General features: G+C 42.9%; 20 protein-coding genes and 1 pseudogene. 9 read left to right on the top strand and 12 right to left on the bottom strand.

Annotated elements, in window-relative coordinates; translation table 11 throughout:
* Nucleotides 1–5: 5 nt before the first annotated feature.
* The 4 genes from GSQ19_RS17095 to GSQ19_RS17080 form a co-directional block, all read right to left on the bottom strand.
* The gene (locus GSQ19_RS17095; protein WP_011319135.1) at nucleotides 6–2,498 is read right to left on the bottom strand and encodes a two-partner secretion domain-containing protein; all 2,493 of its coding nucleotides are present in this window, start codon (nucleotides 2,496–2,498) and stop codon (nucleotides 6–8) included.
* Between the two features lie 66 nt (nucleotides 2,499–2,564).
* Nucleotides 2,565–5,015 carry a two-partner secretion domain-containing protein gene (locus GSQ19_RS17090; protein ID WP_011319134.1) on the bottom strand — a complete coding sequence of 817 codons (2,451 nt, stop codon included), beginning with the start codon at nucleotides 5,013–5,015 and terminating at the stop codon, nucleotides 2,565–2,567.
* 66 nt (nucleotides 5,016–5,081) lie between these two features.
* On the bottom strand, nucleotides 5,082–7,535 hold the full coding sequence (locus GSQ19_RS17085; protein ID WP_041456756.1) for a beta strand repeat-containing protein: 2,454 nt from the start codon (nucleotides 7,533–7,535) through the stop codon (nucleotides 5,082–5,084).
* An 82-nt stretch (nucleotides 7,536–7,617) separates the two neighbouring features.
* On the bottom strand, nucleotides 7,618–9,384 hold the full coding sequence (locus tag GSQ19_RS17080) for a ShlB/FhaC/HecB family hemolysin secretion/activation protein (RefSeq protein ID WP_011319132.1): 1,767 nt from the start codon (nucleotides 9,382–9,384) through the stop codon (nucleotides 7,618–7,620).
* A 334-nt stretch (nucleotides 9,385–9,718) separates the two neighbouring features.
* Here GSQ19_RS17080 and GSQ19_RS17075 point away from each other — a divergent pair, with 334 nt between their 5' ends.
* Complete coding sequence (locus GSQ19_RS17075) at nucleotides 9,719–10,744, top strand: zinc-dependent alcohol dehydrogenase (protein WP_011319131.1); 1,026 nt, start codon at nucleotides 9,719–9,721, stop codon at nucleotides 10,742–10,744.
* Between the two features lie 41 nt (nucleotides 10,745–10,785).
* Here the strand turns inward: GSQ19_RS17075 and GSQ19_RS17070 are convergent, their stop codons facing one another.
* Entirely contained in the window at nucleotides 10,786–11,769 is a 984-nt protein-coding gene (locus GSQ19_RS17070; RefSeq protein WP_011319130.1) for a glycosyltransferase family 2 protein, read from the bottom strand.
* A 12-nt stretch (nucleotides 11,770–11,781) separates the two neighbouring features.
* Nucleotides 11,782–12,444, bottom strand: a complete 663-nt coding sequence (locus GSQ19_RS17065) for a TVP38/TMEM64 family protein (protein WP_011319129.1) — start codon at nucleotides 12,442–12,444, stop codon at nucleotides 11,782–11,784.
* A gap of 36 nt (nucleotides 12,445–12,480) precedes the next feature.
* Here GSQ19_RS17065 and GSQ19_RS17060 point away from each other — a divergent pair, with 36 nt between their 5' ends.
* Complete coding sequence (locus tag GSQ19_RS17060) at nucleotides 12,481–12,639, top strand: hypothetical protein (protein ID WP_153228493.1); 159 nt, start codon at nucleotides 12,481–12,483, stop codon at nucleotides 12,637–12,639.
* A gap of 210 nt (nucleotides 12,640–12,849) precedes the next feature.
* A complete protein-coding gene (locus GSQ19_RS17055; RefSeq protein WP_011319128.1) occupies nucleotides 12,850–13,461 on the top strand; it encodes a hypothetical protein in 612 nt (203 codons plus the stop codon).
* Nucleotides 13,462–13,521: 60 nt separating this feature from the next.
* Here the strand turns inward: GSQ19_RS17055 and GSQ19_RS17050 are convergent, their stop codons facing one another.
* Together GSQ19_RS17050 and crtD are read right to left on the bottom strand one after the other, a co-directional pair.
* The gene (locus GSQ19_RS17050) at nucleotides 13,522–13,881 is read right to left on the bottom strand and encodes a hypothetical protein (RefSeq protein ID WP_011319127.1); all 360 of its coding nucleotides are present in this window, start codon (nucleotides 13,879–13,881) and stop codon (nucleotides 13,522–13,524) included.
* A gap of 131 nt (nucleotides 13,882–14,012) precedes the next feature.
* Nucleotides 14,013–15,530 (bottom strand): C-3',4' desaturase CrtD, encoded by a 1,518-nt coding sequence (gene crtD, locus GSQ19_RS17045; RefSeq protein WP_011319126.1) that lies wholly within the window; start codon nucleotides 15,528–15,530, stop codon nucleotides 14,013–14,015.
* 166 nt (nucleotides 15,531–15,696) lie between these two features.
* Here crtD and GSQ19_RS17040 point away from each other — a divergent pair, with 166 nt between their 5' ends.
* Together GSQ19_RS17040 and GSQ19_RS17035 are read left to right on the top strand one after the other, a co-directional pair.
* Nucleotides 15,697–16,977 (top strand): M16 family metallopeptidase, encoded by a 1,281-nt coding sequence (locus GSQ19_RS17040; RefSeq protein ID WP_011319125.1) that lies wholly within the window; start codon nucleotides 15,697–15,699, stop codon nucleotides 16,975–16,977.
* Nucleotides 16,978–17,069: 92 nt separating this feature from the next.
* Nucleotides 17,070–17,933 (top strand): fructosamine kinase family protein, encoded by an 864-nt coding sequence (locus GSQ19_RS17035; protein ID WP_011319124.1) that lies wholly within the window; start codon nucleotides 17,070–17,072, stop codon nucleotides 17,931–17,933.
* Here GSQ19_RS17035 and GSQ19_RS17030 read toward each other — a convergent pair.
* The 3 genes and pseudogenes from GSQ19_RS17030 to GSQ19_RS17020 all read right to left on the bottom strand — a co-directional run bounded on the left by GSQ19_RS17030 (nucleotide 17,874) and on the right by GSQ19_RS17020 (nucleotide 19,063).
* Nucleotides 17,874–18,224: a helix-turn-helix domain-containing protein gene (locus tag GSQ19_RS17030; RefSeq protein WP_011319123.1), complete on the bottom strand. Its 351-nt coding sequence runs from the start codon at nucleotides 18,222–18,224 to the stop codon at nucleotides 17,874–17,876. The two genes, GSQ19_RS17035 and GSQ19_RS17030, sit on opposite strands and share 60 nt — an antisense overlap.
* Before the next feature lie 190 nt (nucleotides 18,225–18,414).
* Nucleotides 18,415–18,615: pseudogene (locus tag GSQ19_RS17025) on the bottom strand (IS701 family transposase); the annotation flags it as partial.
* A 73-nt stretch (nucleotides 18,616–18,688) separates the two neighbouring features.
* Nucleotides 18,689–19,063: a DUF4870 domain-containing protein gene (locus GSQ19_RS17020; protein WP_011319121.1), complete on the bottom strand. Its 375-nt coding sequence runs from the start codon at nucleotides 19,061–19,063 to the stop codon at nucleotides 18,689–18,691.
* A 386-nt stretch (nucleotides 19,064–19,449) separates the two neighbouring features.
* Between GSQ19_RS17020 and GSQ19_RS17015 the strand changes: the two genes are divergently transcribed.
* Nucleotides 19,450–19,710, top strand: coding sequence for a hypothetical protein (locus tag GSQ19_RS17015; protein WP_011319120.1), 261 nt, complete (start codon nucleotides 19,450–19,452; stop codon nucleotides 19,708–19,710).
* A 160-nt stretch (nucleotides 19,711–19,870) separates the two neighbouring features.
* On the opposite strand, the gene clpB is transcribed toward GSQ19_RS17015, so the two are convergent.
* Nucleotides 19,871–22,489 carry an ATP-dependent chaperone ClpB gene (gene clpB, locus GSQ19_RS17010; RefSeq protein WP_011319119.1) on the bottom strand — a complete coding sequence of 873 codons (2,619 nt, stop codon included), beginning with the start codon at nucleotides 22,487–22,489 and terminating at the stop codon, nucleotides 19,871–19,873.
* A 366-nt stretch (nucleotides 22,490–22,855) separates the two neighbouring features.
* On the opposite strand from clpB, the gene GSQ19_RS17005 reads away from it, so the two are divergent.
* The 3 genes from GSQ19_RS17005 (at nucleotide 22,856) to GSQ19_RS17000 (ending at nucleotide 24,009) form a co-directional block, all read left to right on the top strand.
* Complete coding sequence (locus GSQ19_RS17005; RefSeq protein ID WP_011319118.1) at nucleotides 22,856–23,482, top strand: Uma2 family endonuclease; 627 nt, start codon at nucleotides 22,856–22,858, stop codon at nucleotides 23,480–23,482.
* Between the two features lie 66 nt (nucleotides 23,483–23,548).
* A complete protein-coding gene (locus GSQ19_RS30275; RefSeq protein WP_255449096.1) occupies nucleotides 23,549–23,674 on the top strand; it encodes a hypothetical protein in 126 nt (41 codons plus the stop codon).
* A gap of 38 nt (nucleotides 23,675–23,712) precedes the next feature.
* Nucleotides 23,713–24,009, top strand: a complete 297-nt coding sequence (locus GSQ19_RS17000) for a TIGR02450 family Trp-rich protein (RefSeq protein ID WP_011319117.1) — start codon at nucleotides 23,713–23,715, stop codon at nucleotides 24,007–24,009.
* Nucleotides 24,010–24,558 lie beyond the last annotated feature (549 nt).

Here is a 24,558-nt window from a genome sequence, read left to right as displayed (position 1 = left end):
CGCAATTAATTCTGGGGTATAGCCATGCAGGTTAATGCTGTTTGTCCCTGTGTTAGGGATTGATCCGCAATTAATTCAATTTTGCCTTGGTTGTTACGATGCCAGGAATTTGCTTGGACGGGGATTCGTGGCTGTGTGGGTGCTTGTGCTTGTGTCTGCTGTCTGTTTTGGAATGCAGATATATCACGGGTATCAGACCAAGTGCGATCGCTCCTCATTTCTTGACTAGGATTTTGCGGTATTCCACCCCGCCCTGTGGCGACGAAACTACTGCCAGTATCGGCAGAACAACCACTAGCTATTTGCTGGGATGGATCGATAATATTTGCGGGTAGTGCAACTAAACCCGAATTGGGATCAACACCAACGTTATTAATTTTTACTGTGCCATTAATGTTAAATTCGGAACTGGCTGTGATGTCGTTGGTCTGCTCAACTCTTGGGGTGAGAGTATTACGGAATGCTAGACCAATAATACCTTGAGTCCTGATATCAATATTGCCACCTCTTCCTTTCACTGCATTAGCAATAATGTCACTGTTTTCTAGCCCAGCGATAACAGGAGCATTAATGCTAATATTGCCACCATTACCTGTATTCCCGGATGTCGCACTAATCAGGCTATTGTGACGTAGTAACAGCAGCTCACTGACTTGTGAGGTAATATTACCGCCCTCGCCCGACAACGTTTGAGCTTGAACGCTACCTTGACGATCTAAAAATACCGTATTGGCAGTAATGTTTATATGGCCCCCATCGCCTGCACCCTGATTAGTCACACTAACTGCGCCGCCATTGCTTAACGTCAAGGTAGGGGTGGTTACATTCACAGTTCCACCATTCGCCGACAAAATATTAGGCAACCTGAATAACTGTTTGATTAATGCTGGCGGGATCAGGACGGCTGAGTTAATACTGCTATTGTTAGCCTGGCTGCGCCCGTCAATCAGAATCGATTCAGTCGCGTTAATGTTTAAATTTCCAGCTTTACCAATCAAAAAGGATGTGGTTGCGACTACTCCCCCATCGAGTAGTTGTAATCGTTTCGTATCTAACGTCAAGGTTTGGGCATCGCCTGTGCCATATGTGATTGCACTAATATTGCTATAGAGTCCTGCCGGATTGTCTCCCGTGACAGTAGTATTCTGACTGCGAATGGTGACTTGCCCTGTAGAACCAGTCCCAAATGCTACTGAGGAGATGGCTGCTCCCTGAGAAACCAGTAGACTATTAGTGTTAATGGAGAGATTGCCTGCTGACTTGGGAGTTCGGGAAGAGATGGTCAGGGACGTTACTCCTGTAGGATTGATGGGAGAAAAACCAGATAACTCAACTGTCTGTGCATCAATCTGAATCCCACCACTGGCAGCAAATCCAAAAGCATTGTTGTTAACTCCTGCTCCTTGTGAGAGGGTTAAGTGGGGAGTGATGATATGGATGGGTGAACCTGTGCCAGTATTCAAACCTTCAGAGCGGATGCCACTGCGAATTTGGGCGTTGGCTGTTGTACCTATAATATCGATACTGTCCGAGGCTTGTAAAATAATTTCACCTCCAGCGACATTTCCCAGATTTTTGGAAAATATAATTGAACCATCACTGATTTGAATGTGCCTTCCCTGTAATTGTACCGAACCAGCATTTAATGCCCCTGCACTTAATAATGCTCCTACAGTCAGCAAGGATTTTTGCGTAAGTTGGATATCTGCAAAGCTTTGCCCGCCCTCGTAACTTAACTGATAACCCTGAGAAATGGGGTTCAAACTGACCATTCCCACTCCGCTTAAACTTCCCAATTCGACACGTCCTTCGGGCGCGTTCAAGGTTGCCCCAGTAAGATTTAAGTCGCCCCCTACCAGTGCCAAGGTCTTTACTGGCTTTACCCTTAGTTCTGAGGTACTGGGACTTTGAGTGATGGGGGCAACGGTACTGACAGATGTTAGGGCATAACCTGTACCTTGAACTGTGATGGGGTTTGGATTACTTCCCATTTGCAAGCCAATTGGAACACTCATCGTCAGTAATGGTGTCACACTGGAATTATTGGCACTAAACTCTGTCCCATCAGCAAACTTAATACTATTTGCCGTTGTTCCTACAAACGACCCGCCAATATTCAAGGAGGCATTTGGAGCAAACACAATCCCTGCCGGATTCATTAAAAACAAACTTACTGGATTATTACTCTTAACAGTTTCAATCATTCCATCAATATTAGAAACATTACCACCAGTAACTCGGCTAAATATATTTGTAATATTTGGTGTATTAGTTAAGTCAAATGTTGCTGAAGAGTCTTTGGGTACAGAGAAATTACTAAAGCTGTGAAATAAATTATTTCCTCTGGCAGTACCGTTAATAATCTGAAAATTATTACCGCTTGGGTTGACAGTAGTGTTTGTGGTATCATCAGAAGTCACTTGAGCAGTGGCTGGTAAAGACATTCCAGCAGCTAAGAACACACAAGTTAGACCCAAGCACACAGAAGTTACTTTCATCACTCCTTCTCCATTTCAACTTTATGCTTAGGTTTCCCACAATGTTGTTTTGACTAGACACTGCAATTAGCTTTGAGCCACTGGCGCACAGGTTAATGCTGGTTTCACCTGAGCAGAAGATTTATCCGCAACTAACTCGATTTTTCCTTGAGCATTATGTCGCCAACCAGTGGCTTGGACAAGAACCAGAAATTTGGGAATTTGTGCTGTCACTGCGCCAGTATTGCGGTATTCAGACATATCACGGATATCTGACCAGGTGCGATCGCTCCTTAATTCCTGATTGGGATTCTGCGGTACACCACCCCGTCCTGTAGCGACGAAACTACTACCACTGTTATCTGCACATCCACTAGCAATTTTTTGGGATGAATCGGTAAAATTGGTTGGTAATGCCACTAAACCCGAATTCGGATCTACACCGACGTTATCGACTTGCACTGTACCATTCACCCCAAACTCTGAACTGGCCGTAATATCATTTTCTGGTGTTAGTTGCGAACGGTACTCTAAACCGATAATTCCCTGAGTAGTGATGTTAATATTGCCACCTTTACCGCGAACAGCATTAGCTGTGATGTCGCTATTTTCTAAGCCAACAATGGTGGGTGAATTAATGTTGATATTGCCGCCATTACCCGTACTGCCTGCTGTGGTTGTAATCTTACTGCGATCGCGCATTAACAGCAAACTTCCCACCTTTAAGTCTATATCTCCACCATTACCAGATTCGGTCTGTGCTTGAATCAACGCCTGATTTTTTAATTGGATAATATCTGCAATAACGTTAAGGTTGCCGGCATTACCAGTACCTTCACTCGTTACAGTCACAGTAGCACCATCCGTCAGTATCAGATTTGGTGTCGTAATACTAAGACTACCAGCGTTTGCCGTCAGCATATCTGGAAAGCCAAATGATTGACGCAACTGTGCATTAAGACGCGTTGCGGAAGAATTAATTGCACTGTTGTTATTATCGTTACGTCCACTAATTGTGATTGCTTCACTTGCATTGATACTTACATTTCCCCCGTTACCAGCAAACAGTGTAGATGAACCAATTCTTCCCCCATCTAAAATTTGTAATTTGCCAGTATCCAGTATCAAATCTTTGTTATCTCCGAACGCGAATGTAGCTAAAGTAATCGCACTATCAAATCCTGAAGGGCTGTTTCCAATAACTGTGGTGTTTTGATTGCGAATTGAAACTTTACCACTACTTCCACTACCAAACGTAACCGAAGAAAGGGAAGCTCCACCGGATATTAGTAAATTATCACTATTAGCGAATACATCACCAGCACTACCAGAAGCAAAACTCAAAGTACCAATGCTAGTAACTCCATTCGGGTTTACTTGCGAAAAACCTGATATTTCAATTGTTTTCGCATTAATTTCAATATTGCCACTAGGAGCAGTTCCCAAAGTTATATTATTTAAACCACTTCCTTCTTGGAGAGTAAGTTTTCGAGTAAAAATACCAATATTTCCACCTGCTCCAATTCCATAAGTTTCGCTACGAACTCCACTCAACACATTTCCATCACTACTTCTGCCAATTAAATCAATTGCTGTTGATGCTTGAAGGCTAATTTCTCCACCAGGAAGATAGCCATAATTTTGTGCAAGTATCAATGAACCGTCTGTTAAAAGGATATTTCTTGCTTGTAGACGAACCGAACCTGAATTTACACCACTTACGTTTATAAGTGACTTTTTGGCTAATTGAATATCACCAAAAATTTGTTCATCCTCATGACCCAGAGTATAACCTTGTGCATTTGGGATTAAACTAACTTGCCCAGTTCCGTTTGTACTACCCAGTTCTACCCGCCCTTCTGGAGCATTCAATATAAACCCGTCTATTTGTAAATTACCACCCACCAATGCTAAGGTTTTCCCTGGGTTCACCTGTAGTTCTGTCGAGTTGGGTGTGGGAACGATAAAAGAACCGCTATTTGCATATCCTCTTCCTTGAGTTTTGATAGAAGCAGAATTACTGCCCATTTGCAAGCCCACTGGTGCGCTCATTGTCAGCAAAGGTTGATCCGCACCTTGCAAAGCACTAAATTCTGTCCCATCGGCAAACTTTATACTATTAGCAGTTGTGGTTATAAAGGAACCACCAATATTTAAGCTGGCATTTTGCCCAAAAATAACCCCTGCGGGGTTGAGTAAGAATAAGTTGGCGCTACCTTTGGCACTGATGTCACCATCAATGTTGGAAATATTACCACCAGTCACCCGACTAAAAATATTTTGGATATCAGTGGCATTGTCAAATGAAGCAGAACCGCCACTGAGTATAGAGAATTGGCTGAAACTATGAAATAAATTATTCCCAACACGAGTGCCATTGTTGATAGTGTAACTATTGCTTCCACTCATGGAAGTAGTCGAAGTAACAGAAGTATTGAGAGTATTATCGGGAGTTACTTGTGCGTGAACACTATAGTTGTAAACAGCAGATAACCAGATTACACTCAGCACACCAAACCCGACAAAAGTTAATTTCATGAATCCAGTTATTGTTTCTTCTCCTGCAATTTATTGTTCCCATTTTGGTAAGTTTTGTAACATTAATTAATTTTCAACTACAGCAGCACAGGTTAGGGCTGGTGGCATCTGCGGAGGTGATTTAGCCACCACTAATTCAATTTTACCTTGAGGGTTACGTTGCCAGGACGTTGCTTGGACAAGCGTTTCTGGAGGTTGCGGGATTTGAGCTTGGACTGTCTGTGTTTCCCGGTATGCAGAGATGTCGCGGGTGTCTGACCAGGAGCGATCGCTCCTGATTTCTTGTGTCGGGTTTTGCGGTACTCCACCCCTTCCTATGGCGATAAAACTACTACCTTGATTATTAGAGCAACCTGTAGCTATTTTCTGGGATGGATCGGTAACATTGGCTGGTAATTCGACTAAACCTGAGTTTGGGTCAACTCCCACAGTGTTAACTTGGACTGTGCCACTTAATCCAAATTGGGAACTGGCTGTAATGTCACTTTCCGGGGTGATTTGGTCACGAAATTTTAGTCCAAACATACCTTGAGTGGTAATTTGAATATTGCCTCCCTGACCTCTAATGGCATTAGCAATAATGTCGCTGTTTTCTAGTCCCGTGATGATGGGTGCATTGATGTTGATGTTACCTCCATTTCCTGAGCCACCAGATGTGGAGGTAATTAGGCTATTTTGCCGCAATAGCAATAGGTCTGTTGCAGATAATTGAATATTCCCACCGTTGCCAAATTTTGTCTGTGCTTGAATAAAACCTTGATTTTTTAATTGGATGGTATTAGTAGCGATGCTCATATTACCACCGTTGCCGCTACCTTGATTTGTGACACCGACGGTTCCACCGTTGGTTAATGTTAGCTTAGGTGTGGTGATGCTGACAGAGCCGGGATTTGCTGTTAGTATGTCCGGCAGACCAAATCTTTGTCGTAAAAAAGGATCGGGTCGCAAAGTGGAGGCGTTAATGCTACTGCTAATGGTTCGACCTTGACCACTAATGGTGATGGATTCGCTGGCGTTGATGCTTAAGTCTCCGCCACTACCTACAAAAAATGCTGTGGTGGCCACTGCTCCCCCATCCAAGATTTGTAAGTTCTTAGTATCTAGGGTCAGGGTTTGAGCATTTCCAGTTGCAAATGTCGTTGAGCTAATGTTGCTGTACAGTTCAGAGGGACTTTCTCCGATGACGGTGGTATTAGTGTTGCGAATTGTGACTTTACCACTTGAACCGTTGCCAAAGGTGGTCGAAGACAGTGAAGCACCATCTGATATTAATAGACTACTGCCATTGAAGAAAAGATCACCCGCGTTTCCACTGCCTAGTGTGGAAGTATTAATTGTGGTAACTTCAACAGGATTTGTGGGTGAAAAGCCGGAGAGGTAAGTTGCAGTTGCTTCAATGTTGATATTGCCACTAGAAGCAGATCCTAGAGTTGAGTTAGTCACACCTGCTCCCTGACTGACGGTGAGAATAGGGGTAATAATATTGATATTGCTACTGTTTCCTATACCTAAGGCTTCACTACGTATCCCACCCCGGATTCCAACATCAGATGTTCTGCCTATTAATTCAATGGATTCTGTAGTCTGGAGGCGAATTTCACCACCAGGGCGAGCGCCGAAATTTTGTGACAGGATTAGAGAACCGTCGGTGAATCGCAGTTGCCCACCTCGAATCTGCACGGAACCAGCATTTACACCGCTTATATCTAATAGCGATCGCTCGGCTAGTTGAATATTGCCAAAGTGTTGTATATTACTATATCCCAAGGTGTAGCCCTGGGCGCTAGGTATGAGGTTGACTAATCCCGGACTAATCACACTACCTAATTCTATTCCTCCCGTTTCCGCGATTAAGGTTGCCCCATTGAGGTTGATGTCACCGCCGACTAGGGCTATGGTTTTTCCCGATGGTACTTGTAGTTTTGTGGGATGAGGAGTCCGAATTAGGGGAGCTAGAGTCAGTCCACTGGTATTGGTTAAAGTGTGTCCTGTACCTTGAAGGTTAATTGGTGCAGGATTGTTTCCTAGTTGTAGACCAACGGGAACATTGATACTCAACAATGGAGCAGGTTGAGAATTGATGCTACTAAACTCAATGCCATCGGCAAATTCGATACTGTTGGCAGTTGTACTGATGAATGATCCGCCAATATTTAACTGAGCATTTGCTCCGAAAATGATTCCCTTGGGATTGAGCAAAAATAGATTAGCGTTACCATTAGCTTGTATTAAACCGTCAATTAGGGAAACACTGGCTCCTGTGACACGACTAAAAATATTTTGAACATCTGAGGCGTTATTGAAGAAAGCAGTGCCGTTGCTGGGAACTGAGAATTGACTGAAACTATGAAATAAGTTATCTCCTACTCGATTACCGTCAGTGATGGTGAAGAGATCGCCGCTTTGAGAGACTCTGGTATTCACACTACCATCGGGAATTACCTGCCCACTGACAGGATCACAGCACGGTAGCATTGTCATTAACAGCACTATTCCCAAGCCAATAGAGGTCGCTTTCATCACCAAGCCTTTCATTTATACCTGCTATTGAGGATGCCCAAAATAGTGTGCTATTAAATCATTGGTTGTATCAGCGCCGCCATTAAAATGGCGTATAGTGTATTGAAAAGTACAGCCCATTTTCTTGGAGCGATCGCTTTTCACCATCTACGGATGTTAAAGGAATACCCCAGTCTAGCCTAGCTGAGAAACTATCCCCTTGTTTCCATAGCAGCCCTAACCCGGTACCCACAAAGGTACTTGGTGATGGGTTATTGCCTTGGGTATTCCAGCCTGTACCTACGTCCATAAAAGGTGTTAGTTGTAGCACGCCTCCCAATTTGGCAGCACGGAAAATCGGTAATCTCAATTCCCCAGACAACAATAAACCATTATCTGTAAGTAATGTATCTTGGCGATAACCTCGGACACTCAACTGACCACCAAGACCAAATTGTTCCAAGGGTACTAAGGAAGTTGAGGCTAGTTGGATATCGCCTCTAGCTAAAAATAGGGTGTCTGGGGCTAACTGCTTTACCCACTGCGCCTGTCCCCGCCAAGCAAAAAAGCGACTATCTGGTTCATCCTCATTCACATTAGCATCGAACCAATTTACGCCCAAGCTAAATTGCGATCGCGCTGCAAAAACTTGCTCATTGCTGCGTTGAGTATACTCCTGAGTAAAGCGCAAGGCAGAAATCTTCGTTCTTCCTTCTGCATCCGCACCAGGTGATAAAGGAAACCCACCAATATTATCTAGCCCTAACTCAGTTTGGCTTTCTTGGCGTGAGAAAGATAGCCCCACCGCTAATTCCTGGGTTGGCTTTTGGATTAGTGGCTGCCGATAACCGAATTCATAAGAGGTCGTGTTTGATTGAATATCTAGGACGCTGAATGGGTCTTCAATTACACGGTTCCACCCCTGATTAAGACCGAAGGATACAGTACCATTATGGGTATTAATTGGCAACTGGTAATTTAAATTAATGCTATTACTGCCGTCTGTATTGCTATATCCTACGCTGAGAGTGTCACCTAAACCGAGTAAATTTGCCTCTTGCAGATTTACCCCCCGGCGAAAACTACCCACACTAGGCGATCGCCCATTATCTAACGTTGCTGTCAGCGAGAAGGTATCGGCTTCTTGTACCTCAACTTGCAAGATGTTAGTTCCAGGCGCTACACCCATTTGTAACTCGGCTGACAAATTTTGAATACGGGGATCGAGACGCAGAATTTGTAGCTTTTCTATTAAGCGCGGTACATTCAGAGGTTTACTAGCACCTAGTTGGATGCGATCGCGAATGTATTGACTACGCAGTCGCCGATTACCAACAATCTTAATTTCCTGCAAACTGCCTTCTACTATCTGAATAGTAATAACTCCAGCTTCTACTGTTTGCGGTGTAATTAAAGCCCCTGTCGTTACATAGCCGTTATCAGTGTAGAGTTTGGTGATAGCATCTCTAACTTGCAACAGTTCTGCAAATGATACTTCTCGTCCTACAAAAGGATCTGTAATAGAGGCAAATTTTTCTGGTGGGAAAACCTTACTACCAACAACTTCAATCCGATCAACTCGAAATTTGGCATTAGTATCATTTTGTACTGGATCTTGCTGCTCTGGTAAATCCGTTGGAGTAGGCAATTGCTCTTGATCTGATGGTTTTTGTAATACTTCCGACGGTAAAGTCCTAGTAGGAATATCTTCTAAACGATCCTTTGGCAAGGAGCTAGGGTCAGGAGTTTGGGCGATCGCCTGATGATAGTCCCACAATACTGCTGCTATCACAAAAGCATATTTTATAAGTTTGAGTTTAATTAGGGAATTTTCTGTATATTGAACTAATAATTTTGAATGTACATTCATGTATTTAAATCCCCGATACTTCGGTTTAACGGGTATGTTTAATTACATATGATGTCTATATTTTTTACAGTGATCATCAGCATAAATACCGTTTTTCCTATTTAGCCAATGGCAAAAGTGTGATTAGGGAAAACTAGAAAATAAATTATCGGAAATTGATAGTTTGGTGAGGTGCATCAGTATGAATAATTTCTGAGTATATTTAAGTTTTATTACGCTGATACACCCTATATTTTGGATATTTTTTTATCTGGAATTCCCTTACTTTCATACCTCACCGATACCCACTTCTCCTGATACAATCATGAAAAACTAAGTTTTATGGGTTAAAGCTGTGTTAGCAGCCTTGCTTTATGGTCAAGAAGATTTACGCTTAGAACAGCTTGCTGACCCATCTCCAGAGGTTGGGGAAGTGGTAATTAAAGTGGGAGCAGCAACAACCTGTGGCACAGATTTAAAAGTCTGGCGGCGTGGTGGTCATGCCAAGATGTTAAAACTGCCTACTTTATTTGGTCATGAAGCAGCCGGGGAAATTGTGGCAGTGGGTGCGGGTGTGACGGGTTGGCAAATAGGCGATCGCGTAGTTGCCAATAATTCTGCACCCTGCATGAAATGTTTTTTTTGTCAACGCCAAGAATATTCCCTATGTCCCAACTTGACTTGGAATAATGGCACATTTGCTGAATACTTAAAAATCCCCGCACCCATAGTACAGCATAATTTATTGCAGATTCCTGATGAGTTGCCTTTACCATTAGCCGCCATGACTGAACCCTTGGCTTGCGTCCTGCATGGGGTAGCTCGTTCTCAGATTAAACCTCAAGACAAGGTTGTTGTCTTGGGAGATGGGGCAATTGGGTTAATGTTTGTGGCTACTTTAGCTGATAACGTGGAGGTATTGTTGTGGGGTGGTAACGACCAAAGACTAGAAATTGGTCAAAAGTTGGGTGCAGCTAAAACCTTTAATTATCATCAAAATCCGGATATTCCTGGTACGGTAAAAGACCTCACCCAAGGCTGGGGTGCGGATGTAGTGATTGAAGCGACTGGTGTACCCAAGGTTTGGGAAACTGCGCTCGCCTGCGCTCGTCCTGGTGCGATCGTCAACTTATTTGGTGGTTGTCCACGAGATACAACAATTACAGTGAATACAGAACAAATGCACTACAGCGAACTCACCCTCAAAGGAGTTTTTCATAACACCCCTGAATATGTCCGCGCAGCACTGGCTCTCATAGCTAGCCGTAAAATCCCTTTTGAATTATTAATTAGTGAACAGCGTCCCTTAAAAGATTTAGAGCAAGTATTTGATGATATGAAAGCGCGGAAGGTAATTAAGGTAGCGATGGTTTCTAGTTAGAAAATATAGCTACGAACTCAGTGCCAATAATTCATTAGTATTTAATTGGATGAAGAAATATCTAATGATTGTTGAGCATCAGGATATTGCTGCTCAAAGCCGCTAACTTCTGACAATGTATAAAGTGGTCTTTGTTTAACCTCTTCATAAATTCGCCCGATATATTCACCTAAAATACCAATACTCACCAGTTGTACTGCTCCCAAAAAGAAGATAGCGATGAGAATAATGGTGATTCCAGTTAGGGGAGAATGGGGTGTAAAAATCCGCCAGTATAAAACTAACAGACACATTAATAATGAGGCTATTGCTGCAAATAGTCCTAAATAAGTTGAAAGCCTTAATGGTACCTTAGAAAAGGAAACTATGCCATTAATTGCCAATGCAAAAGATTTACGAAATGTATATTTAACATCGCCAGCAAAACGAGGATCTCGTTCAAATTTAACGGCTGTTTGGTTAAAACCTACCCAAGAACGCAAGCCGCGAATGTAACGATTTCGCTCTGGCATAGCATTGAGTACATCAACAACTTGCCTATCTAATAAACAAAAGTCTCCGGTATCTGTAGGAATATCAACATCTGCCAGTTGTTTGAGAATCCGATAAAAAGTATAGGCGGTGAAGCGTTTAAACCAGCCTTCTTGACGGCGTTTGATTCTTTGGGCGTAAATTATATGATATCCTTGCCGCCATAATTCCACCATTTCCGCGATCAATTCTGGTGGATCTTGTAAATCGGCATCGAGAATCACAACTACTTGTCCACGGGCAAAATTTAAACCTGCGGTAACGGCGATTTGATGACCAAAATTTCTGGCAAGACTTAAGTAAACAACACGCGGATCTTTTTGATGTAATTCTCGCATCATTCTCAGAGAGCGATCGCGGCTGCCATCATTAACTAAACACAACTCGACTGAACCATCCATCTGATCCATTACCTGGGAAATGCGGCGATACATTTCTGTGATGGTTTCTTCTTCGTTGTAAATCGGGACGATAAAAGAATATTTAGGCGGCATAGTGGAGATGTGTTAGGGTTTTTTACGAGTGGGAAAAGAGCGACGACGACGATACCAAGTGGAACCACCAACTAGCATTCCAATCAATGCCAAAGCACCAACTAATGGTAGAACCTCACCAGTGCGGATGGCTTTTAAGCCGGAACTCCCCAAGAGGACAAACGGTAAGATTCCGGGTACTGTTCCCAAGGCTGTACCAATTAGGTAATCCTGGAAGCTGATTGATGTCAAACCGGCAGCAAAATTGACTAGTCCATAGGGCAGGATGGGCATCAAGCGGATAGCAAACATATAAAAAACGGCTCCCTGCTTGACTTCGGCATCGATAGCCTGCCAACGTCCGGCGAGTCGTTGAGCCACAATTTCCCGTCCTACTGTCCGCGCAAAAATGAAGGCAGCGATCGCCGCAATAATTGCACCTACACTTGTCCAGAATGTCCCCATCCAGGGGCCAAAAATCGCTCCACCAGTTAAATTCAATGCTGTTGATGGCAAAATTAAAATAGTCGCAACCACATATACAGCTACATAAGTAACAGGGGCCCAAATCCCCGCAGCCTTTAACCAACCTTGAATTAACTCTGGATTAATTCCCCCCAGTAGATATCCTGTAACTCCGGTGGCTATGAGACACACAGCCATCAATAAGGCGAAACTGGTTTTAGCATTCAGCATTAATTTAAGACTCCTAGTTGTTCAACCTGACATCTGATGAGTGCAGTCCAGTTCATCGATCTGTTTTTGACTAAGGAAGGCGATCGCCTCCACTCAGAATTTGTAGATGTAAGATCACCACCTTTGCAAAAGGTTGGTAAACTAATTGGGCTGAGTGGTATTGCTGTAGCCAGATATATTAGGACATCAAGCTAAGATAAAACCCTGACAATAAAAAGCTTTCAAGTCTTGTCAACAGTCAACAATCAACAGTCAACAGCTATATTGCTGAGATATTAACTCATAGATAGTTCAGACATCTGCTTTTGTTGATTAGGTAGGTGATTGAAATAATCTTCCTGCAAAACGGGAAAACTATGGTTATTCCCTCACGGGTAAATTTCTATATGAGTCCCGAATAGGAAAATGCTCAAAAAATTTCGGCTGAACTTTTTGATTTTGCCCTTTTCTCTAGTCTCCTGGTTATGTGTAGGAATATTGACTAGCCCCCAGGCTGACGCGTTACCAGGACAAAGTACGGAAGAAGTAGGTACTTGGATTCAAGCCCATCCCACTCTCCGTCCCAGGGCTGGAGAAAAATTATTTGTCCAGAAAAGTGATACAGCAGCCCAGCGATTCACTTTTCAAGCATCCGTATTACCTCCTGGTAAAGTAGGATTTACCAAAGACCGGAGTTTGATTCGTAGTGAACGCATTGCCATGTACGATGCTATTAACGGCATGAGCTTGCAGCGTTTACAAGAATCCTTGCGGGTGATTTATGGGTTAGATATTTATCAAGACTTTAAACGCGCCCAAGTACTGTATGAATATCCCAACGAAAGCGCCATTAACTCAGCGCGATTGGCGAAAACCCCCATCAGGGAGGCGTTGAAGGGAGAATTACGGGTGGGCGATCGCTATGCTTATTGGCTAGAAGTTGCCCAACCTAGAAACGGCAAGGCTTTTACCGGGCAAATGACTGTTTTACTCAAGAATGACTTGGACAAGTTAGAAGCAGAACTGCGAAATCGTTAGTTGGGATATGGCGATTATCTTTATATCCCCGACTTTCTAGAAGAGTCGGGGATATCTCTATTAAAAATTTCCAGGGGGTGGGGTTTGCCAAACACCAGAGAAAATACTTTCGGTAGCTAAAGCAATTCGTAACAAATCTTCCTTAAGTAGTGGTGGCCAATCTACACCAGCTCTACGTCCTGCCACAAATAGCTGTTGAGCCTTAACAGTTAACTGATAAAGTGCAAAAACTAATTCCCTGTCCAGACTAGGGGAATCTTTCAGCGCCTCAAATACTACTTTCAATGCTAATAAAATTGAGGTAATTTGACCAGGCACTGGCGGTTTTCCATGTCTCATTCGCATCAACAAGGCATCAGGGTTTTCCTCACTTGCTATTGTCTGTCCTACTAGGAGTTTGCGAGCTATCTCGTAATTCATCTATCCAGCCTAGTGTAGATGTTTACACAATTAGATACTTAATGTTATGCGAAATTTATCACTATCTAAAGTGTAAGTCTAGGATAAATATATCCTTATCCGTTAGGAGTTATCGGTCAATAGTCAACAGTTCAATATTTTTGACTATGACTAATTTGCCTAACTACAGTCAAGGCCGAATAGCTTACACCTGCTGTTCCTTCTCCTGGGTGGGTAGAGTCACCAACTAACCATAGATGGTCAATGGGGGTACGATTCGCAAAACCAAAGGGGCCAAATGTGGGGATTCTTTGACCAATACCGCCGACTATACCGCGATCGCGTCCGGTGTAATGGGCAAAGGTGCGCGGTGTGGCAGCTTCTTGATAAATAATTGTCTCTGGTTTGAGATAAAAGTACTGGGCTAATTTGGCGATCGCTTCTTGGGTAAATTTCTGTTTCAAACCTGGGTAATCTTCCGTACTCCACCACTGTTTGGGATCTACGAAAGATGAGGCAATAATTGTGGCTTGTCCTTCTGGCGCGCGACCGTCACCAGCATGACTCACCGACACAAACAAAGAATTATTTTCCCCAATTGGGCCATCAGCATCATATAAAAATTGCAAGTGGGGGGGACACTCGGTTGGGATAGCGCTAGCATCTACACCTAAATACAGGACAAATGCCCCTGATGCTTGGGGGAGTTTATTAACGCGCTGTTTATAGCCTGATGGAGTCTTGTCACCCAAGAGTTGCACTAAGTTCTGCACAGTCACGTTAGCAACTACGTGGTCTGCTGCTTCTGTCCAAACTTCCCCTGTTTTTTGGTTTCTGATAACGACAGCAGAGGCTTTACCGTTTTCTACTTTAATTTGTTCAACGGTATGACGCATCAACAATTTACCACCATCTCTTTCTAAAGCTTCGACTAGGCGATCGCTCAATACCTGCATACTACCTTCTAGGTGAAACAATCCCTGTGGTAGTTGGGACACACTCAACGCCGTTGCCGCATAAAGTAAAGCTGTCTCTTCAGCGTTGACTTGAGAATATAGCTTGAGTTGCAAATCTAAAAACGTTCTTAGTCGGTGGTCATTTCCCAACCCACACAACCTTAAAGCATCACCCACAGTAAATAATGTAAAGGGTACAGTAACGAAGGTACTAGGTCTTACTGCTTGGGTTAACTGCCACAAATCCCACAAATTACGCGGCGGTAAAACTGGATCGCGTCCTTGAAACTCCCAACTGGCATTAAATAAAGTAGTCATGAGTTGCCAAAATGGTTCACTCCCAGGAAATTGTTTTTGGCGTTCTTCTTGCCATTTTTGGGGGTCGCGCCAGACATTGATGGGTGTATTTTCCCCAGGTAAATAAACTGCACAAGCGGGGTCACAAGGCGTTGCATCTGGTAAATCTATTTCCAGTTCGGAAAAGATGCGGTGATGGATTCCCCCCGGTTCTAAGCCTGCAACCTGAGTTGCACCCACATCAAAGGTGAATCCTTGGCGTTTAAATGTAGAAGCACAACCCCCAGGAACGAGGGCTTGGTCTAAGATGAGAACGCTGTAGCCACGATGGGCTAATAATGCAGCAGCCGTCAGTCCACCAATTCCCGCACCAATCACGACTACACGGGGTTTGTCTTGCTTAACAATATTAGACATTTACTTTACAAAAATTAATATTACTACTCATAATTTTACTGCTCTCTGGGTGTCAATGGTCAGTTGTTAGTTGTGCGTTGTTTTTCTATGAGACGAAGAAAATGCCCATGCCCTAATCTCGTGGCGGATAATATGAAGTAACAGATCAGTTAATTCCCCACTACCCATGACCTCAACCCTGCGGAAATTGCCCCGACTTAATGCCCCAAAACTACATACACTACCCAATGGTTTGACCATCATAGTGGAGCAAATGCCAGTTGAAGCCGTGAATCTCAGCTTGTGGATTGATGTTGGCTCATCTGTAGAATCTGATGCCATTAACGGTATGGCTCACTTTTTAGAACACATGATTTTTAAAGGAACTGAGCGCCTTGCCAGTGGTGAGTTTGAACGTCACATAGAAGAGCGAGGTGCTGTTACTAACGCCGCTACCAGTCAAGACTACACTCATTACTATATAAATACTGCTCCTCAAGATTTTGCCAAATTAGCGCCATTACAAATAGATGTAGTTTTAAATGCAAGTATCCCTGATGAAGCCTTTGAACGTGAGCGCTTTGTCGTGTTGGAAGAAATCAAACGTTCCGAAGATAATCCCCGTCGCCGTACCTTCCGCCGGGCAATGGAAACAGCATTTGCAGAGTTACCCTACCGCCGTCCAGTATTGGGGCCAGAGTCGGTAATTTCCCAACTAACACCCCAACAGATGCGAGATTTTCACGCTAGTTGGTATCAACCCCAGTCAATCACGGCTGTAGCTGTAGGTAATTTACCGGAAGAACAGTTAATTGAAACTATTGTCGAAGGATTTAACCAACTCAAAAAAACTCCCCCATCCCCACTCCCCACTCCCCGCCCCCTCAATCTCGAACCTGCATTTACAGAAATTGTGCGTCGGGAATTTGTAGATGAAAGTCTTCAGCAAGCAAGACTGATCATGGTTTGGCGAGTTCCTGGGTTGAACCAACTAGAACAGACTTATGGCTTAGATGTTTTAGCGGGTATTTTGGCACATGGAAGAACATCAAGGCTAGTGCAGGATTTACGGGAAGAACGAGGACTTGTAACTTCGATTTCTGTCAGCAATATGAGTAATCGTTTGCAAGGGACATTTTATATTTCCGCTAAATGCGCCGTAGAAGATTTACAAGCCGTAGAGGAAGCGATCGCTCAACATATCCGTAAACTACAAACAGAGTTAGTCACAGAAAAAGAAATCGCCCGTGTCCGTAAGCGTGTAGCCAACAGATTTATTTTTGGCAACGAAACACCAAGCGATCGCGCTGGATTATATGGATTCTATCAATCACTGGTAGGAGATTTAGAACCAGCATTTAACTACCCAGCCCACATTCAAACCCAAGAAGCACCAGATTTACTCTTGGCTGCTAACCAGTATCTTTGCCCAGAGGCTTATGGTGTGGTTGTCATGAAACCAGCGTAGATTGGGAATTGGGTGTGAGAAAATACGTAAGTTTCTCATACCCTATGTGTTAATCCTAGAGATTTTTGAATTTTGAATTTTGAATTCTGAAGATGTGGACAGAAATAGATACCCAAATTAGCCGGGTGACTGGCGAAAAGTTTCAAAGTCAGCAGAGGCGATCGGTTAGTGGTGGATGTATTAACCAGGGCTATGCTGTTGCTGATGGTACATTGACGTATTTTGTCAAACTTAATCAAGCATCTCAAGTTGCCATGTTTGAGGCGGAAACCCTGGGATTAGAGCAAATGTTGGCGACAAATAGCATCCGTGTCCCAAAACCAATTTGTTGGGGAATTGCAGGTAACTCTAGCTATATTGTTTTGGAATGGCTGGAAATGGGAAGTGGTAACACCAATTCCTGGGAAGAAATGGGACGCAATTTGGCGAAAATGCACAAAGCCACTAGTCAGCAAGGGTATGGCTGGGATATGAATAACACCATTGGTTCCACACCGCAAATCAACACTTGGACGGAAGATTGGACGGAATTTTATAGCAAACATCGCCTTGGTTATCAATTTCAGTTAGCCAGGCGACGGGGTGGGAATTTTCCCAAACAAGATGAGTTACTAGGTGCGCTTCCAGAACTATTGGCAGATCATGAAGTAGAACCCGCTTTAGTTCATGGCGATTTGTGGGGTGGGAATGCTGGGTGTACGGTGTCTGGGGAACCAGTGATATTTGATCCAGCTACTTATTTTGGGGATAGAGAAGTTGATCTCGCTATGACAGAACTTTTTGGCGGTTTCCCCGCAGCTTTTTACAAAGGTTATAACCAAGTGTTTCCTTTAGATGGTGGTTATGAACGACGGAAAACACTCTATAACCTGTATCACATCCTTAATCACTTCAATTTATTTGGCGGTGGTTATGCTTCCCAAGCTAACCGAATGATTGAACAGATTTTGCGTTGAATGGGCGATCGCATTTATATCTTCTAAACTCCACTTCCGCTTTCCTCCACGTCCGGGTGCTTCCCACAATCCACCTAATCCCAGGTTTTCCCATCTACGTAATGTTGCTCTCACTGTATGCTCATGAATATGTAAGTGACCAGCAATCATTGGCACTGTTAAACCATCTGCATTCAGTCTTAATGCGATCGCTCTCATTTTGACTCTTCGAGGTACATTATCTGCAAAGCTTAACTCCTGCAAGGTTTTGTCTTCTTCTGTTGTCAGCTTTATTCTTAGTGCTGTCGGCATTTTCAGTTATCCCTGTTCTGTCACTCTCCGAAAACTTTTACCATTTCTGAATTCTAGGGCTTTTGTGTAGCAAGCAATCGCCAGATTTTTTCCTAATAACAAATACAACACTCATTTTTTTCTAATAGGATAGCTTGTATTGATTGCCTGATCAGGCTTATAGCGATCGCTCTCTCGGAGAGTGACAGAAAAGGGATACTACTTTCGCTATCTCTGGTAATGATTTTCTTTTAATAGGAGAAATTATCCCTAAGTGTAAATATTTAAAACATTCATAATTTCTTACTTCTTTGAACAGGTCTTTGTACTCTGCACAATATTCATCTACGAGCGCAACTGTGGGCTGGGCATCTCTTGCCAAATGTTCCAGGATTTGTAATTCTACATCCATTGCCCTGCTTACCTTCCAGAGTTTTTTCTTTTAACCCTTTTATTTAGATTACTCGGAAAGTGACATAAGAGGGTTAAAACACTCTAAAAATAAATGGATAGCGGAACGGTACATCAGACTGGCTTAGACAATGTATAATCGCCCAAATTGTCAATCCCCAGTGGATAGCAAAACCTAAAGCTACTATAGGAAAGAACAAAATCCCGCCAATACCGAAGGTAAGCCATGATAAGACACCTAACGGTACACCAATTACAGTAGCCCAGAACCAAACATTAAAGTGAAAATTAATCGATTCCTTGGCATTGCTTTTAACTACTGGATCGTCAGATATTAAATTAATAACAATTGGCACGCCAATCGAAAAGATTGCTGTACTAAAGAAAATCGCCCCGTGACACAGAGATGATAGCAATTTGCGTTTATCGGAATCGTATGTTGCTTGCATCCTGGTGGCTCCTCAATTACTTCTTAGCTTTAATTCTAACCGTTACTTTACAGGTTACAAATTAGAGCTTACCGTAACTAGCAATTATGGCAAATTGCCTTGAGATAGATTAAATTTGAGTGCTAATCACCAAATTTAGGATATGAGGTTTACCGAACTCCCACACTCAAAAAATAAATTACTTCAAGTTGATGATTAGTAGGGTGCGCTACTTATGAATAATTTCTTGGTACAGCTAGGTTTTCTCGGACTGACGCACCCTAAATTTTGAATATTTTTTATCTGGAAGTCCCTAAAAATCCTATACCTATCCCTCAACTAATATTAGAGTATGTTCAGCAGGTAACTAGCCTGCATAGAGAAATTTTAAAACAAGGTAGTAAATTATGGGTCGGATAAATCCCTATACCCTCCAAATGCAGATTACTCGGATGTTTGAGCAAGGTCAATCATTCTTTGCGACTACGAAAGTACATGAGTGGTTGAAAGAAAGGAATCATAATCCCTTAGACTATGACATTATCTTTCACCAAAAACCTGCTCCTCCTGGTTCCAAAGAGGTAATAGCTATAGAAATTGAATTGCGTCGTAAAGATGGACAGCCTGTAGATCCTTGGTTACAAGAGCAAGCAAATCTCCATGCTTGAGATGATGAGAAAGGCGATCGCATCAGTTAGGCGATCGCCTTTCTATCAATCTCAATGTACTAGTAGTAACCAGGTTTCATGAGGCTCAAAATTGATGATAAATTACAAAAAAACGCAAAGACGCGCCTTTGCGCCTTTGCGCGAACCAATCTGGATTTAATTAACTACTAAACACCTCAACAGGTAAGCGACTAAAAGACAACCTTTCATTCTGCACATCGACAAAAATCGTGTCCCCATCGTTAAATTCACCGCGTAAAATCGCCTTAGCGATTTGCGTTTCTAACTCGCGCTGAATCGCCCGCTTCAGTGGACGCGCCCCAAATACTGGGTCGTATCCAACTTCTGCCAAAAAGTCTAGTGCAGCATCGGAGAGCCGGAGAGATATTTTGCGATCGCCTAATCTTGCCTTTAACCTTTCCACTTGCAACTGGACAATTTGCCGCAATTCTTTCTTATCTAAACCGTGGAAGATAATTACCTCATCAATCCGGTTGAGGAACTCAGGACGGAAACTATTTCGCATTGCTTCCATCACCCGATGGCGCATTTCATCGTAGCGTGAGTTATCCCCAGCTATATCGAGAATGTACTGGGAACCGATGTTACTGGTCATGATAATAATCGTGTTCTTGAAGTCCACTGTATGACCTTGGGCATCGGTAACGCGACCATCATCGAGGATTTGCAGGAAAATATTAAATACGTCCGGGTGGGCTTTCTCGATTTCGTCGAAGAGAATCACAGCATAAGGACGGCGACGGATGGCTTCTGTGAGTTGTCCCCCTTCTTCGTAACCTACATACCCTGGAGGCGCACCAATTAACCGAGAAACGGCGTGTTTCTCCATATATTCCGACATATCAATCCGCACCATTGCTTCCTCGGTGTCGAACATATATGACGCTAGCGCCTTCGCCAGTTCAGTTTTACCTACACCTGTCGGCCCCAGGAAAACAAAACTAGCAATGGGACGATTAGGATCAGCCAAACCAGCACGCGATCGCTGAATGGCATCGGCGACGGCTGTGACGGCTTCATCTTGCCCAATTACCCGGTGATGGAGTTCATCTTCTAAGTGCAGTAGTTTTTCTTTCTCCGATTCCACTAATTTACTGATGGGGATTCCTGTCCACTTAGAAATAATTTCCGCAATGTCGGCTTCGGTGACTTCTTCTCGCAACAGGGATTTACCCGTGCCTTGGGTTTGTGACAATTCCCGTTCTGTTGCTTCCAGTCTCCGGTGCAAGTCGGTTAACTTTCCATACTTCAATTCGGCGGCGCGGTTGAGGTCGTAGTCTCTTTCTGCTTGCTGAATTTCTAAGTTAACTTTGTCAATCTCTTCCTTAACAGACTGAAGTTTATTAATGACATCTTTTTCCGATTGCCATTGAGTATTGAGGGTTCTTTGTTCTTCCTTGAGATCTGCTAATTCTTTTTCTAGTCTTTCCAGGCGTTCGCGGGAAGCTGCATCACTTTCTTTTTGCAGAGATAGCTTTTCCATCTCTAATTGCAGAATCTTCCGGTCGATTTCATCAAGTTCTTCTGGCTTAGAAGTAATTTCCATTTTCAGTCTAGCGGCGGCTTCGTCTACCAAGTCAATGGCTTTATCTGGGAGGAAGCGATCGCTAATATAACGACTGGACAACGTAGCGGCAGCTACTAAGGAACTATCAGAAATTTTTACCCCGTGGTGGACTTCATACCGTTCCTTCAAGCCACGTAAAATAGAAATGGTATCTTCAACACTGGGCTGGTCTACGTAAACCTGTTGGAAGCGTCTTTCTAAGGCCGCATCTTTTTCGATATATTTGCGGTATTCATCCAAAGTTGTCGCCCCAATACAGCGCAATTCACCCCGCGCCAACATGGGTTTTAACAAGTTTCCGGCATCCATCGCGCCTTGAGTTGCACCCGCACCGACAACAGTATGAATTTCATCAATAAATAAAACTATATTGCCGCCGGATTCGGTGACTTCTTTTAATACCGCCTTCAGACGTTCTTCAAATTCTCCTCGGAATTTTGCCCCAGCAATCATCGCCCCCATATCTAAGGAGATTAGCTTGCGGTCTTTGAGAGATTGGGGTACGTCACCAGCCACGATACGCTGTGCCAAACCTTCAGCGATCGCTGTTTTACCTACACCCGGTTCACCAATCAACACAGGGTTATTTTTGGTGCGGCGAGACAGAATTTGGATGGTACGCCGAATCTCATCATCACGCCCAATGACTGGATCAAGTTGACCTTTCCGGGCTGCTTCTGTGAGGTCACGCCCGTATTTTTCCAGTGATTGGTATTTGCCTTCTGGATTTTGGTCAGTCACTGTTTGGCTCCCACGAACTTGTTTAATAATATTTTTGAGCTTGCCTTCGTCTAAAGCGAATTCTTGGAATAAACCTTTGCCGAAGCGATCGTCTTTAGGGTAAGCCAGTAATAAATGTTCAATAGAAATATATTCGTCTTTAAAATCTTTACGATGTGCTTCTGCTCTGTCTAACAGTGTATCCAGACTCCGCCCCAGGTAGACTGAGGTGCTGTTACCTGAGACTTTCGGTTGGCGCTGGATGTATTGTTCAGTGCGATCGCCAATTTTTTGTAAGTTCACACCTGCTTTGGTCAAAATCCCACTGGCCAAACCATCTTGTTCCAGTAGCGCCTTCATCAGATGTTCGCTTTCTATCTGCTGCTGTTGATGCTGTTTAGCAATCTCAGGAGTGTGGGCGATCGCTTCCCAGGCTTTTTCTGTAAATTGGTTGGGATTAGTAGGTTGCATAGGCTGATTGAGGGACGACCAAATTTAAATGCTCAAATGCAGATAGAACAATTTGTTCTCATATCGTCATTTTACGGAGAGTTGCACCATCACCGGGATCGGTCTTCACGTCTTACTAGAGTAGTATTACTTCTCTATTTGCTCATCCCTCTTGCAGCAGTAAGTAACTAAATGCAGCTAATTGACTAAAAATTCCTCTAAATAAGTAGACAGGCGCATAACACAACAAACATCTCTGGCGTAACTTCTGGACAGTCTGATAAATCCATATCCTCATCTTGATTAAGTCGTTACCCATCAGTAGAGTTGCTCGAAGTAGACCTAGATTAGAGATAATATTTCCAAAGCAGCAATTCTTTATCAGCTATGACTCAAGCCATACCCAAGCTAGTAACTTTTGAGGAATTTGTCGATCGCCTACCTGAAAACTCCGGGATACGTTACGAACTACATAATGGAAGTATTGTGGAAATGGCACAACCTGTAGGAGACCACGAAGAAGTAAAGGGTTTTATAGCAAAAAAAGTAACAGTGGAGTTTGCTCGATTAGACCTTCCTTTTATTATCCCCAACCAAGTTATAGTTAGACCTCTGGAAAAAGATTCTGGCTATTTTCCCGATGTGTTGGTGCTAAATCAGACAAATCTAATAAATGAACCATTATGGAAAAAAACATCTACCATTAGTTTGGGCGCATCAATCCCCTTGGTAATTGAGATTGTATCAACCAACTGGCGGGACGATTACTATTTAAAATATGCTGACTATGAAGAGATGGGTATCCCCGAATATTGGATTGTCGATTATGCGGCGTTAGGTGGACGTAATTTTATCGGTAGTCCTAAACAACCAACAATCTCGGTCTGTAATTTAGTTGACGGGGAATATCAAATCAGTAAGTTTCGAGATAATGATGTTATTATCTCCCAAACTTTTCCTGAATTAAATCTCACCCCCAACCAAATTTTTCAAGCTGGTTTGGTTGATTCGTAGTTCGTCTCCCTAAAACGTAAATATCTCTGACAAGCTTCTCAAGATAGGATTGCAGCTTCATATCTCTTGACTCCTAACATAATCGAACTAAAAGTTAATACCCAAGGTAAAACTGTAACTACTAAGTATGTGGCTAGGCGATCGCCATCACAGCATAAATTTAGCTGCGACTATGATTTCGTAACATCTTAAAAGTAGCCCCATATCAAAAAATTTCTCATTTTTGACCAATGATTAAAAAACAAAAATTTCCTTATCTAGTTGGTTCCAAGTGGACAGCAACGAAAAAAGTAGATGGTTGGCGACACTTCCAGGTAGTTAACCGCAAAAATCAAGGTAAATGGGTTTATGCCGAGATGGTGGCTGCTTGCGACCCCAATGTCCGCTTTTGGATGAATGCCAAGCTATTACAAGACGGCTTCCAGTGGCAAGCAGGCTGGCAATCTTTAAAGGAAATTGAGGCTGTGGAGTCTAAGTTATTCCCCACCCTGGAATCGGAAACGCCCTCGAATGCCAGCCAAGCATAGATTTATTTATAAAATTAATATTTTTTTACAAAATCATTTTGTTTAGCTAATATCCTCTCTATGATTGTGGTTCAGCCACAACCATAGGGTGAATAATTTGGCATTGATCCCTGCCTGTGTTGACTAACTCGCGTCAGATTGAGCTATTCTGACTCATCCACAGTCAAGCCCCCCGAAATCAAGGCATCAGGGGCGATTAGCTACGCTAGGCGGTATGCGATCGCTTCCAGATAGCTCAAATCCAGCTTCCAATAGCTTTCATATCCGCCCAGATATACAAAAACTATTGAATCAAAACAAATCTAGTCTTTTTGTCTATTGTTACTATTTTTATATTTTTAAGTTAAAAAATACTATATTTCATAATTTATAAACAAAATATTGGTTTTTAAATATTTTTAATGCTTAAAAAGCATTATTTAGTCTTTTAGCATCTAATTAATCTATTTTAAATATTTACCACCCCTTTCTTTTCTCTGTAGTTTCGTCAATAATCAAACTCACATACCTCACACATCGCCAACTGAGGCTAGGTGAAGGAAAATGTTT

It is taken from the genome of Trichormus variabilis 0441, assembly GCF_009856605.1.
GTDB classification, from domain to species: domain Bacteria; phylum Cyanobacteriota; class Cyanobacteriia; order Cyanobacteriales; family Nostocaceae; genus Trichormus; species Trichormus variabilis.
This window is presented reverse-complemented; position numbering and strand designations above follow the sequence as displayed.